This window comes from Sphingobacterium corticis (genome assembly GCF_042684745.1).
Classification (GTDB): domain Bacteria; phylum Bacteroidota; class Bacteroidia; order Sphingobacteriales; family Sphingobacteriaceae; genus Sphingobacterium; species Sphingobacterium corticis.
Genome location: NZ_JBHUMA010000008.1, coordinates 1 through 14,646 on the forward strand (window position 1 = coordinate 1; position 14,646 = coordinate 14,646).

Consider the following 14,646-nt stretch of genomic DNA (forward strand, 5'->3'; position numbering starts at 1 on the left):
TAGTTAAGCCCGCCAGAGCCGATGGTATTGCCGTAACAGGTGGGAGAGTAGGTCGGTGCCTAATTTTATACTAAAAGCCCTTGCATAATCGCAAGGGCTTTTTTGTGTTTATAGGCTTACATTTCTATATTCGAATGATAGAAGTTATTCGTGACCGGCGGTAATAGTTAAAGAGGTAGACAGGTTATTTTAGCGTAGAGTAAATGCCTTTAATGCCCGTTATTATTTCAATACCTACCTTCAATAGATAGTTTCCTACTTGGCGAAGATTACCGATTTCGTAGGGAGGCAGTATTTATAAAATAAACTAACGCTTGAAGTTACTATTACTTCTTGCTATGTTGACCATGTCAATCCGTCCATTCTGATAATGGTACTTCGCGTAGCCAATGTTACTAGTCAACACCTTTTTTGTCTTAACACTTTACCAATCATCAACGCGATCAACCTTATCTGTTTTGTCGATCTATTATTTATTTTTAACGTAATTACTTAACGCGTATTAAATCGTAAATAGCTTGGCTTGATTGTTTGCCGCGTTTTGCATTTGTATACGTTTTAAAGAGAAAGCAATGCCGCATTTTTAATTGTGTTGTAATAACTATGAATTATGTTGAGGGTTTTAAATTGTTAACAGCGAATTCCTCGTGACGCAAAGGAGCTTACAGGTCCTTCAATTATATGCACAAAATCGACTTGTTTTTGATTATGTTTGTGCATTCATTTATTATGGCGAGTAACATCACAATCGTAGAATTAGCATCAGCTTTGGGGCTATCCAAATCAACGGTATCGCGCGCGTTCCGAGATAACCAAGATATCAACCCGAGGACTAAGGAGCGTATTTTGGAAAAAGCAAAGGAATTGGGCTTTTCACCGAATCTTTACGCCAGCAATCTGCGTGGAAGCAAAAGCCAAACTATTGCTATTATTATTCCCGAATTCGGAAACAAATTTTTCTCTCAAGCTATAAAAGGCATTGAATGGGTGGCACGTAGTAATGGCTACCATGTGCTTATTTATGTGACGGATCATAATGCGGTAAAAGAAGCGGAAATTATACAAACATTAGTTAATGGACGTGTCGATGGCGTAATCATGTCTGGATCTGGCGAAGGTAATAGCCATGAGTATTTGAAGCTGCTCGAATATAATAAGGTACCGATTGTATTCTTTGATCGCTATTATGAGGATGTTCCAACAGCTTGCGTTACTGGTAACGATTTTGATTCCAGCTATGAGGCCACCAAGCATTTAATCGAGAATGATGCAAAGCGAATCGCTTACTTGGCGGTTAACAAGGATGTTTCTATCGGTCGGATTCGAATGGAAGGATATAAAAAAGCTTTACACGACGCTGCTTTACCGATTGATGACCGACTGATTCTCGATACCTCAAATGAAGCGGTTATCAATTATGAAGATATTCGAGAACTCATTCTCAATGAAAAGCCAGATGCTATATTCGCATCGGTAGAACGATTGGCAATGAGCACTATTCGCGTAGCAAAGGCATTAAACCTTACGATTCCAAATGATCTTAAATTGATTTGTTTCTCTTGTTTGGATATTGCCGATATGTTGCAACCAGCTTTGAGCGTAGTAAAACAGCCAGCTTACGAAATGGGGATCCAAGCCACCACGCAACTTTTCGATATACTTTGTGGACGGAAGCAAGGAGGTGTACGGGAAATAGTGTTTTTAGATTCCGAACTAATTTTCCAAGCTTCGAGTACGAAAGCGTGAAAAATCTCAAATAGTTTTTTGGCGTAACTCGAATTTTATATTACCTTAGCTTCCGTTATGGGAACGTTCCCGGGAACGATCTCAAATTGATGATATGAGCTTAATGCTCCAATTATAAATAAACAGAATACAAACCGTGCGCGAATTTGATCGATGCTTTTTCCAAATTAGGAAAGAGCGTAGAAAGAAGTCTTCAAGATTTCATACCTGCCATGGCTTTTTGCTTTTTGAAAAACACAAACAACAAATACAAATATAAACCCAAGTAATGTTATGATGAGCAAATTTACATTGCGTGCAGCCTCGATTTTTGGCCTGCTAATGGTGCTTATGGTATCTGCTTATTCGCAAACGAGTCAATTGACTGGACGTGTAACCACACGTGGCGGAGAAGCAGTACAAGGAGCAACCGTTCGCGTTCTCGGATCTCAATCAGCTGCTTCTACGGATCAAGCGGGAGCTTATTCCATTAATTCTATTGCTACAGGAAATCGTAGCGTCAGCGTGGAGATCGTTGGTTTCGAAACCATGACCAAATCCATTTCGATTGCCGCCGGCGCTAATAATTTGGATTTTCAGTTGACGGAATCTTCCAGCGAACTGGAAGAGGTCGTTATTATCGGTTACGGTAGTCAACGCAAAGATCAATTGACTGGATCAGTAACGGCGATTGGATCAAAGGATTTCCAAAGCGGAGTTATTACCACGCCGGAACAACTTATACAAGGTAAAGCTGCTGGTGTGCAAATTACCTCCTCAGGCGGTCGTCCAGGTTCCGGAAGTACTGTGCGTATTCGGGCAGGAGCTTCCTTGAATGCAAGTAACGATCCGCTTTACGTAATTGATGGAGTGCCATTCAGCCCTACCGTGGTAAGTGGTACAGCCAGTCCCATGTCGTTAATCAATCCGAATGATATCGAATCATTTACTGTTTTGAAAGATGCCAATGCAACCGCTATTTATGGTTCTCGCGCCTCGAATGGGGTTGTTTTAATCACCACAAAAAAAGGTGCTAGCGGTGCGCCACGCATAAACTTTAGTACGGTAAATTCCTTGTCAACGATCAGTAAATATTACGACGTGATGTCGGCGGATTCGTTACGCTCCTATGTAAACACCTATGGTACTCCTGCACAAATTGCGCGTCTTGGTGAAGCAAATACAGATTGGCAAAAAGAGATTTATCGTACATCATTTACAACCGATAACAACCTAAGTATTGCTGGAGCGTACAAAGGTGTGCCGTACCGTGCGTCAGTAGGTTACCTCAATCAACAAGGTGTTTTGCTACGCGATGTGATGGATCGTACTAGCGCAAGTTTGTCGGTAACCCCTAAATTCTTTGATAAGAGTTTGAAAGTAGATGTGAACCTAAAGGGATCGTTGCAAAACGCCATGTTTGCTAACGACGGTGCGATTGGTGCAGCTATGGTTTTCGATCCTACACAGCCCGTTTATCAGGAGAATGCATATGGGAATTACTTTGAGTATATGCAAGGAGATGTGCCACATCCATTAGCACCTCGTAATCCCGTGGCAATGCTTCAACTTAAAGACGACAACTCAAAGGTTGCGCGCAGTTTTGGTAACGTACAGCTCGACTATTCCATGCCTTTCGTTTCCGGTTTGCGAGCAAACTTGAATTTGGGTTACGATGTGTCTCGTGGAAAAGGTAATGTATTTGTTCCTGCATTTGCGGCGCTCGAAAATAGCACGCAAGGTCTACAGACGCGTTACATGAACGATTACACAAATTTGGTTGGTGAGTTCTACTTAAACTATAACAAACACTTCTCCAATATCAATGGTCATTTGGATGCTACCGCTGGATATGGATATTACGATTACAAAACACTTACCAGAAATTACGACAGATTAAGAGCAGACGGCTCTGTGCTCACTGAGCCAGTATTTCCTCGTGATATCCAACAGAATCGCTTAATTTCCTATTTCGGACGTGCAACATATACAGCGAATGAGAAATACATTCTTTCTGGAACATTACGTGCAGATGGTTCATCTCGTTACAGCCCAGAAAATCGTTGGGGCTTTTTTCCATCAGCAGGTGTTACTTGGAGAGTAAATAAGGAATCTTTCTTGGAAGATGTTGCGACACTGTCAAAACTTAACCTTCGTTTGAGTTATGGAGTTACCGGGCAACAAGATGGTATCGCCAACTACTCGTACTTGCCAAATTATTACATCAGTGTAAATGAGGCACAATATCAATTTAGTGATGAGTTTTATCGCACGTACACACCAATCGCCTACGATAGCGACCTTCGTTGGGAAAGTACAGCTACTTATAATGCTGGTATAGATTTCGGAATTCTTGGCGACCGTATCGATGGTAGCGTTGATATTTATCGCAAGAAAACGAGCGATTTATTAAGTACTATTCCAATTCCCATCGGTACCAACTTTAGCAACTTCTTGTTGACAAATGTGGGTAATATGGAGAACACGGGTGTCGAGTTTAATTTGAATGCCATTCCTGTCCGTCGTGATGATTTCAGCTGGAATGTGAATTTCAACTTTACCTATAATACCAATAAAGTGACCAATCTGACTGCAGTGCCAGACCCCAACTATTTTGTAGAAGTGGGTGGTATTACCGGAGGAACTGGACAGAATGTACAAGCACACGTTGTTGGTCACACCCCATTTACCTATCGATTGCAACAACAAGTTTATGATGCGGACGGACGTCCTTTGGAAGGTGTTTACGCAGATTTAAATGGTGATGGTGTCGGTAACGATGCCGATCGAAAATTATTCGGATCACCACTTCCGCGCTATTTGTTAGGTTTTTCTACCGGCATCGATTACAAAAATTGGACATTCAGCACGGTACTACGCGCAAATCTTGGACAACGTATTTATGATAACATCGGCTCTAATTTAGGTATTAAAACCAATGTGTTGAGTCCGATTGGAATCATCAATAATGCGCCGAACAACATCACAAATAGCAATTTTGCCACAAATAGAGCACTTAGTGATTTCTATTTGCATGACGGATCATTCTTACGTATGGATAACATTTCGGTAGGATACAACTTCCAAGATGCTTTGGGACAAGGACGAAACATTCGTGTTTCTGGAAATGTACAGAATGTTTTTGTGCTAAGTGGTTATCACGGGATTGATCCTGAAGTACAAAAAGGTATCGACAATAACCTTTACCCACGTCCGCGCACTTTTGTATTAGGGGTTAACCTTGATTTTTAATCGTATTAAAAAAGAAGAAATTATGAAACGCAATTTTCTAAAATATATAGTAGCAGTTTCCATATTATTAAGTGCATCTGCATGTCACGATAAATTGGATTTAGTGCCACTGAATGATGTTACATCAGATGTAGTTTATCAAACCGTCGGCGGATACAAGCAATCTTTGGCTAAAGTTTATGGAAGTATGGCTATGGGTGGCGGTAAAGGTATTTCTGATGACACAGGTGCAGATATTAAAGGTATCGATCAAGGAGCTTCTGACTTTCTGCGTTTGTATTTTAACTTACAGGAAGTGGCTTCAGATAATGCTATTTGTGCTTGGGTACAAGATCCAGGAGTTTCGGAAATCAACAATTTGACGTGGTCGTCCAATAACGTTATTCTTTTGGGTATGTATGCTCGTTCAATGTATCAAATTACTGTTGCGAACGACTTTATCAGAGAAAGTGCTGATGAGAAGCTTGCAGCTCGTGGTATTGTTGGCGAGGACGCAGATGCTGTACGTGCTTTTCGTGCGGAAGCACGTTTCTTGCGTGCTTTCCAATATTGGGTGATGATGGATTTGTTCGGAAATCCGCCGTTCGTTACCGAAGAAAATGCGATTGGAAAAACGCCGCCAACGCAAATTTCTCGCGGTGAATTGTTTCAATATGTAGAATCGGAATTGTTAGCTGTGCAAGAAGAATTGGTTGCTCCACGCCAAAACGAATATGGTCGTGCAGATCAAGCTGCAGCATGGATGTTGCTATCCAAACTTTATCTGAATGCTGAAGTGTACACAGGAACAGGTCGTTATGCAGATGCGTTGACTTATGCATCTCGCGTGATCAACTCTGCTTACACGTTGAAAACAAACTATGCGCATCTTTTCTTAGCCGACAATAATATCGGACAAGATGAGGTTATTCTGTCGATCAATTATGATGCGATTAGAACGCAGAATTTTGGCGGTACAACTTTCTTGGTAAACTCCTCCAGCGGTGCAGGAATGGATATGGCAGCATTGGGTATTCCGCGTGGCGGATGGGGTGGAAACCGTAGTCGCCGTACTTTACCAGCCAAATTTTCTGACCCAAGCGGACGCACAGATCGCCGTGCAATGTTCTTTGGCGAGAATCCAGCGATCAGCGACCCGAGCATATTTCAACAAGGATTGGCAGTTACAAAGTTTAAAAATATAGACCGTGCGGGCCAAGCGGCTCCATCGAACGATGGTACACAAGTTTCTATCGATTTTCCTTTAATGCGTTTAGCGGATGCTTATTTAATTTATGCTGAAGCCGTACTACGGGGTGGCGGTGGCAATATGGGCGAGGCTATCAATTATGTAAATGAAGTTCGTCGTCGTGCATACGGCAACGATTCCGGAAACGTGAGCAGCATCGACTTGAATTTTATTTTGGATGAGCGTGCGCGCGAATTCTATTGGGAAGGTTATCGCCGTACAGACTTGATTCGCTTTGGTCGATATACCGGCAATGCATACTCATGGCCTTTCAAAGGTGGAACTGCTGCGGGAACATCGATTCCTGAATTTAGAAGTATTTATCCATTACCAGCATCTGATGTTATCGCGAATCCAAACCTAACACAGAATCCAGGCTATTAATCAACCATATTTGAAATTTTAGGAATAAATAAACATGAGATTCACACCATATTTAGCTGTAGCTATTGCCAGTATGGCGATATTCAGCGCTTGTGAAAAAGATAGTGAGATGGTTACTGTCAATATCGGAGAATTGCCGACATTGACCGCTTCGACAGATTCGTTGATCTTACTACAGGAAAACGCAGCGGATACAGCGGTGATTTTTAACTGGTCGCCATTGGATGTCAATTGGTCGAATAATGAAGTCAGTACAAATATTTTAACTTACGCAGTCCAAATCAGTACGAAAGAGCGTAATTTTCAAGGTGCACCTATCTTGACGATCGACGCGCAAGGTACCACAGCGGCAGCGACGGTTCAACAACTAAATACAGCGATGATTGAAGCTAAACTTCCATTGGAAGAACAGTCCAATCTCGTTGCTCGGTTGGCGTTAACATTGGCGCCTAATAAGGTTCAATATTCCAATGTATTGGAGTTGAAGGTTACACCTTACGAAGATGTGGTTATGCTTCCGTCGTTATTTATCGCTGGAGCGTTAAATAATTGGGTACATAGTAACGATTTTCGCGTCGGATCGATCAATAGCGATACGAAGTATGAAGGCTACGCGAACTTTACTGCAGGAAATTTAGCATTCAAATTCTCTAGTCAGGCGAATTGGGGTGGTACGAACTACGGAGGAACAACCGGAAAGTTAAGTAATGCTGGCAACGCAGATAATTTAGAAGTACCCGCAGGTGGTTATTACTTGTTGAAAGCGGATACTGAAGCTTTAACATGGACTGCTACTCCAGTAACTTGGGGGATCATTGGTGCCGCAGCGAAGGGTTGGGGCGATAACGATGATGTTGCTCTAACATACGATGAAAAGGAAAACGTTTGGACGGCCACTGTAGATTTCTCGGCCGGACCTTTCAAATTCCGTGCTAATAAAGCATGGACTATAAGCTTTGGAGCTGGAGCACGAGCTGGCGTTCTAAGTTACGGCGGGGGCGATTTGCAAATTACCGAAGCCGGGCGCTATCTAGTAACGCTCGATCTACGAAATGCGGGATACTACACCTACACGATCGAAGCACAATAATTAATAATTTCATGGTGTCCTCGCAGCGATAGCAAGGGCACCTTTTTTTAGCTATAAAACGATAGAAATATGAAGTTAACGAAATTCTTTGCCGCTGCTGCAATCATAGGAAGCACTTGGCATGCTGCAAGTGCGCAGGAAATGCGCGCTAGCGATGCGCCACGTATTGCGCCGATAAGCTGGTGGGTGGGCATGAATAATCCCAACGTACAGCTTATGGTTTTTCATCCCGATCTAAATGGTCGTACGCCGAAGATCGATTACAAAGGCGTTGAGCTGTTGAAAGTAAATCGCGTAGACAGTCCGAATTATTTGTTTTTGGACATTAAAATCGATCCAAGTGCAAAAGCTGGTGATGTTAAAATTACGTTTTCTGCAAAAGGGAAAAAGGATTTGGTAATGCCATATACATTGGCTGCTCGCGATGCTAAACAGAAAAAAGCACAAGGCGTAACCAACGAAGATTTTATTTATCTGATTATGCCCGATCGTTTTTCGAACGGCGATCCAAACAACGATGTGATCAAAAACGCGCGCGAAACGGCCATGAATCGCGATTCAATGTATTATCGTCACGGAGGCGACATTCAAGGTGTAATCAACAAGTTGGATTATCTAAAAGATATGGGAGTAACCGCCGTTTGGTTGAATCCAGTGTTGACCAATGACATGGAAAAAGCATCATATCACGGTTATGCCGCAACGGAATTTTATCAGGTTGATCCACGTTTAGGCACCAACGAATTATACCGCAAACTGGCAGATGAATTGCACAAACGCGACATGAAATTGATTCAAGATTTGGTGCATAACCACGTCGGATCGGAACATTGGACCGTGAAATCGCAACCTACAAAAGATTGGTTGAACCACTGGGATGAGTACACTAATACGACCTATAAAGATCAGGTTTTGTTCGATCCATACGCATCACAATCCGATAAGTTGAAAATGACCGATGGATGGTTTGTTCCATCGATGCCAGACCTCAATCAGCGCACCGAATTTATGCAAAATTATATCACGCAAAGCCATATTTGGTGGATCGAGTATGCGGGTGTAGATGGATTTCGGTTGGATACGTATGCTTATAACGATGCCGATTACATGGCGAAATGGGCGCAGGATATTACTGCAGAATATCCGAGCATGACTTATTTCGGGGAAACTTGGGTGCACGGTATTGCTAATCAGGCAGCATTTACCGAAGGTAAAACGATCAACCAACCTTTTGATACACATCTTCAGGCGGTGACGGATTTTCAAACCTATCATGCTATCAACAAAACCTTCAATGAACCATTCGGATGGACAGCGGGCGTGAATAGTTTGTATAGCGTTTTGGCCAATGATTTTGTCTACAAAGACCCAACACGCAATGTGGTCTTTCTAGATAACCACGATGTGAGTCGCTTTTTATCGGTCGTCGATGAAGATATCGATAAATACAAATCGGGATTAACTTGGTTACTGACCACACGCGGAATTCCTCAACTTTACTACGGAGCGGAGATCGCGATGAAAAATTTTGCCGATCCTGACGGTAAAGTGCGAGAAGATTTCCCAGGCGGTTGGGAAGGTGATAAGCAGGATAAATTTGTTGCAGATGGTCGAAATGATGTCGAGAATGACGTATTCGATTTGGTGAAAAACCTTGCTGTATATCGTCGAGAAAATGCCGTTTTACAAACCGGAAAAATGATGCAGTTCGTGCCGGAAGATGGCGTTTATGTGTATTTCCGCTACAATGATGAAAAAACGGTCATGATTGTGATGAACACAAACGAAAGTGAAAAATCCATCAAAACAAATCGTTTCGCAGAACGCATTCAAAAATATACCAAAGGATGGAACATCGTTTCGGAAGACGAAATGGATATCACCAACGAAATCACAATTGCGGGTCATTCGGCGGTGGCATTGGAATTAAAATAGCGAAAGAAACAACACAACAATGAGTTTAGGAACTACAACAATATTAAATCGTCCAGCCTACATTTTCGATTTGGACGGCGTGCTGGTCGATACAGCGGTTTTCCATTATGAAGCTTGGAAACGTTTAGCAAATGAATTGGGATTCGATTTTACGGTGGCTCAAAACGAGCAGTTGAAAGGCGTCAGTCGCGTAGAATCGTTGGAGAAAATTTTAGCGTGGGGTGGCGTTGAAAAAACAGATGCCGAGAAGTTGGAATTGGCGAAAAAGAAGAACGACTGGTATTTGGAAATGGTGGCTAAAATGACGGCTTCCGATCTGCTGCCGGGTGTTTTGGCATTCTTGGAACAAGCGCGCGCTGAAGGTAAGAAAATCGCTTTGGGATCCGCCAGTAAGAATGCGCCGCTGATTCTTGATAAGACAGGGATCGCTCGTTTTTTTGATGCGATCGTCGATGGGAACGAAGTGAGTTTATCGAAACCGAATCCAGAAGTTTTCCTTTGCGCAGCAAGAAAATTGGAGGTTCAACCTGCCGATTGCTTAGTATTTGAAGATGCAGAAGCAGGCGTTGCTGCGGCAATCGCTGGCGGAATGGCCGTAGTTGGAATTGGTGAAGAGGGCGCCTTGCCGGACGCCGACGCATTGGTCGCCAATTTAGGGAAATTAGTCAAGTAAGCATGCCATTATCATCGGCGATTTCGTGCCGTAAATGATGCGATATTAACAAGCACAAAACGAATGAAAGATTATATAGTTAAAGATTCTTGGCAAATTATCGAAGATCAATTCCGCCCAGAGTACAATGAGATTTCGGAAAGTATTTTCTCCATCGGAAACGGCCGAATGGGGCAGCGCGCTAATTTCGAAGAGGATTATTCAGGTAAATCATTGCAAGGAAGCTACATTGCAGGGGTTTACTATCCAGATAAAACACGCGTAGGTTGGTGGAAAAACGGTTACCCAGAATATTTTGCGAAAGTGATCAATTCTACGAATTGGATTGGTTTGCACCTGACGGTAAATGGACAGCTTGTCGATTTAGCGCAAGCAAAAGTTACGCGTTTCGAACGCCGTTTGGATATGAAATCCGGCGTGTTACATCGTCAAGTTGAATTGACGTTGGCCGACAACACCGAACTGGCGATTACTTCTCGTCGGTTATACAGCGTCCATGAATCGCAAACTGCCGCTTTGGCTTACGAAATAAAGGTGCTTCGTGGCCGCGCAGAAATTCAATTGGAATCGGGTTTGGATGGCGATATTAGCAATCGGGACTCGAATTACGAGGAGAAGTTTTGGGATGAGGTTTCGCGTTCCGCGGATGATCAACACATCGCTTTGCAACTTCGCACCAAGAAAACTGGGTTTGAGGTGCTTTCTCGTGTTTCACAAAATCTGGTTTCGGCTGATCAAAACATCGTAGTAAGCCAAGTCATCAATCAGGAAAAATATGTAGCGCAACAATTTGATTTCCATCTTAACGAAGGACAAACGGCGACATTATATAAAAAGGTGGCGATTGTTACCAGCGAAAATCATCCGATTGAAAACCTGTTAAAAGAAGCGACTGCATTATCTGAAAATTTCAATGCGCAAAGTTTTGCCGATTTGCTGGCGAAACAGGAAGAAGGTTGGTCGAAAATTTGGAAGGATAGTGATATTCAGATCGATGGTGACGTCGCTGCGCAACAAGCCATCCGTTTTAATATCTTTCAATTGTATCAAACCTACACGGGAGAAGATGCGCGCTTAAATATCGGTCCGAAAGGATTTACCGGCGAAAAATACGGCGGTGTCACTTATTGGGATACCGAAGCATATTGTTTGCCGTTTTACATGGCGACTACAAAACCGGAAATCGCTCGCAATTTGTTGGTTTATCGCCACAAGCATTTGCAAAAAGCGATCGAAAATGCAGAAAAGCTAGGTTTCAAAAATGGCGCAGCGCTGTATCCAATGGTAACGATCAACGGTGAGGAATGCCACAACGAATGGGAAATTACCTTCGAAGAAATCCACAGAAATGGTGCAATCGCATTCGCCATTTATAATTATGTGCGTTATACGGGTGACAGTAGTTATTTGCAAGAATACGGTTTGGACGTACTGATCGGCATTGCTCGCTTTTGGGCACAACGTGTTAATTGGAGCGAGCAAAAGCAACAATATGTGATGCTTGGCGTAACCGGACCAAACGAATATGAAAACAACGTCAACAATAATTGGTACACCAATCGTATTGCCAGTTGGTGTTTGAAATACACGCTGCAAGCTATTCAGCATGTGGAATCTGAAGATGTGAACCGATTGGAAGACATTTTCAAAACATTAAACTTCGATGCTTCGGAGAAAGACAAATGGCAACATATCATCGATAATATGTACTATCCGGAGGATGCGGAGCGCGGCGTGTACTTGCAGCAGGACGGATTTTTGGATAAAGAATTAATTCCGGTGAGTGAATTGCCGGCATCCGAGCGACCATTGAATCAAAAATGGAGCTGGGATCGTATTTTGCGTTCTTGTTATATCAAACAAGCGGACGTATTGCAGGGGCTTTACTTTTTGGAAGATCAATATGATTTGGAAACCATCCGTCGCAACTACGATTTCTACGAACCATTAACTGTGCATGAAAGTTCTTTATCGCCATGCGTGCATGCGATCATGGCAGCGAAGCTCGGTAAGGAAGATAAGGCTTATGAATTCTATTTGCGTACGTCGAGATTAGATTTAGACGATTATAACAACGACACGGAAGATGGATTGCATATCACTTCCATGGCCGGAACGTGGATGACGATTGTTGAGGGATTTGCCGGATTGCGTGTGCGCGATGGCAAATTACATTTCCAACCGATTCTGCCAAAAGAATGGAATGGTTACAACTTCCGTATTCATTTCCGCGGTGCGGATTTGCAGGTTGCTGTTAGCAAAAACCAACTGAAATTCAAAAATTCGGGAGATTCAACAGCTAATTTGGTTGTAAACGGCCAATCGCAGAATGTAGAAGCTAATGGAGAAATTACGTTGGAAAACATAGCGATTTCGGAATAATAAAATGGTCTAAAAAGGTTATCATCGCGAATGGTAACCTTTTTTTGCTGTTGCATAAATTGAACAGCAAATACAGAAGTGCCAAGGTAAAACAAAGGTCGACCGCCGGAAGGTTGTCCATCTTACATAAAAGCAGAAATGAAGTATATTGCAAAAGGTGGCGGATATTGGCCGTTGCTATTTACATTAATAATGGGATCATCCTGTGCCTCGCATATGAACAAATTAGAATTGCTCGATAAAAATAATACGCTAAACGAACCTACCGAGAATAACAAGTTGGTTATTTATCAATCCATGGTTCGTCATTTCGGTAATCAAAATACGACTAACGCGTACTACGGTTCTCTGGAACAAAATGGCGTCGGAAAATTCAATGATTATTCGGAAAAGGCATTGCGAGAATTGAAAGATCTTGGGATTACGCATATGTGGTACACGGGCGTTTTGGAGCATGCAACCATGACGGATTACAACGGTATCAAAATGGATGATCCGGATGTGGTAAAAGGTCGTGCAGGTTCGCCGTACGCGATCAAAGATTATTACGACGTGAATCCGGATTTTGCGACAAATGTCGATAATCGGATGCAGGAGTTCGAAGCGTTGATTAAACGCACGCATCAATCGGACATGAAAGTGCTTATGGACTTTGTGCCGAACCATGTCGCGCGTTCCTATCATTCCGATCAAAAGCCGGAAGGCGTTCGCGATTTGGGCGCCGATGATAATACATCCGTTGCTTTCTCCGCGAACAATGATTTCTATTATCTGCCGGATCAGCATTTGCAGGTTCCACATGGTTATAATCCGGGAGGAGACGATTTTCATGCGCCGAACAAAGATGGCCAATTCGATGAGTTTCCGGCAAAAGCAACCGGAAACAATGTGTTTTCCGCTACGCCATCTAAAGATGACTGGTTCGAAACGATCAAGCTAAATTACGGCGTAGATTTTCAGCAAAATGGCAACAAACATTTTGAACCAATTCCACCGCTGTGGAATAAAATGCGCGATATCCTATTGTTTTGGGCGGCGAAAGGCGTGGATGGTTTCCGTTGCGATATGGTGGAAATGGTGCCAGTAGAATTTTGGAGTTGGGTAGTTCAAGAAGTGAAAACGCAATATCCGAATGTGTTATTTATCGGGGAAGCCTATAACAAAAACGAATATGCCTCTTTTTATGACGTAGGTAAATTTGATTTCTTATATGATAAAGTAGGACTTTATGATACGCTGAAAGTGCTGACACGCCATGAGGATCATGCCGGCTCGCAAGGTATTCAGGATGTTTGGCGTCATGAAGTAAAAGGATATTCATCGAAGATGTTGCGATTTTTAGAGAATCACGACGAGCAACGAATCGCTTCGCCTAATTTTGCAGGAAATGCATGGAAAATCGTTCCCGCCATGGTTGTTACAGCAACGTTGTCGACCAGTCCGGTGATGATTTATAGCGGGCAAGAAGTTGGCGAACCGGGAGCGGGGAATTCTGGCTTCAGCGGAGAAGATGGACGTACCACGATTTTCGATTATTGGGGCGTGCCACAGCATCAGAAATGGATGAACGGCGGTGCTTTCGATGGCGGAAAATTGAACGATTCGGAGAAGGATTTACGTCAGTTTTACAAAACATTGTTACGTTTAGTACGCGAAGAAAAAGCGATTAGTGAAGGTGGATTCTATGATTTGATGTCTGCGCAGTACGGTAATGATCAGATGCCACGACGCGTGTATGCATATATTCGTTTCACCGAAAAGGAGCAGGTTTTGATCGTCAACAATTTCGAAAAAAACGAACAACATGTTCGTATTAATCTGCCGGAAGATGTGCGCCAAGCTTTTCATTTACAAGGAAAATCGTTACAAATGAAAGATTTGTTGAGCGGACAGGAAATAACCACTTCAGCGATTGAAGATCATATTTCAGTACATCTGCCAGCGAATCAATCGCTGATTCTAAAGTTTTAAAGTAGA

General features: G+C 42.7%; 8 protein-coding genes. All 8 read left to right on the top strand.

Going from position 1 to position 14,646, the window contains the following annotated elements; genetic code table 11:
- Positions 1 to 729 precede the first annotated feature (729 nt).
- The 8 genes from ACFSQ3_RS13945 to ACFSQ3_RS13980 all read left to right on the top strand — a co-directional run bounded on the left by ACFSQ3_RS13945 (position 730) and on the right by ACFSQ3_RS13980 (position 14,640).
- A complete protein-coding gene (locus ACFSQ3_RS13945) occupies positions 730 to 1,746 on the top strand; it encodes a LacI family DNA-binding transcriptional regulator (RefSeq protein ID WP_380870182.1) in 1,017 nt (338 codons plus the stop codon).
- Positions 1,747 to 2,019: 273 nt separating this feature from the next.
- A complete protein-coding gene (locus ACFSQ3_RS13950) occupies positions 2,020 to 4,977 on the top strand; it encodes a SusC/RagA family TonB-linked outer membrane protein (RefSeq protein ID WP_380870183.1) in 2,958 nt (985 codons plus the stop codon).
- A 22-nt stretch (positions 4,978 to 4,999) separates the two neighbouring features.
- Positions 5,000 to 6,589 (top strand): RagB/SusD family nutrient uptake outer membrane protein, encoded by a 1,590-nt coding sequence (locus ACFSQ3_RS13955; protein WP_380870184.1) that lies wholly within the window; start codon positions 5,000 to 5,002, stop codon positions 6,587 to 6,589.
- Positions 6,590 to 6,623: 34 nt separating this feature from the next.
- A complete protein-coding gene (locus ACFSQ3_RS13960; protein ID WP_380870185.1) occupies positions 6,624 to 7,679 on the top strand; it encodes a SusE domain-containing protein in 1,056 nt (351 codons plus the stop codon).
- 69 nt (positions 7,680 to 7,748) lie between these two features.
- Entirely contained in the window at positions 7,749 to 9,614 is a 1,866-nt protein-coding gene (locus tag ACFSQ3_RS13965) for a glycoside hydrolase family 13 protein (protein WP_380870186.1), read from the top strand.
- A gap of 19 nt (positions 9,615 to 9,633) precedes the next feature.
- Positions 9,634 to 10,287, top strand: coding sequence for a beta-phosphoglucomutase (pgmB, locus tag ACFSQ3_RS13970; protein WP_380870187.1), 654 nt, complete (start codon positions 9,634 to 9,636; stop codon positions 10,285 to 10,287).
- 63 nt (positions 10,288 to 10,350) lie between these two features.
- Entirely contained in the window at positions 10,351 to 12,669 is a 2,319-nt protein-coding gene (locus ACFSQ3_RS13975) for a glycoside hydrolase family 65 protein (RefSeq protein ID WP_380870188.1), read from the top strand.
- 138 nt (positions 12,670 to 12,807) lie between these two features.
- Positions 12,808 to 14,640, top strand: coding sequence for an alpha-amylase family glycosyl hydrolase (locus tag ACFSQ3_RS13980; RefSeq protein WP_380870189.1), 1,833 nt, complete (start codon positions 12,808 to 12,810; stop codon positions 14,638 to 14,640).
- Positions 14,641 to 14,646: the final 6 nt, after the last annotated feature.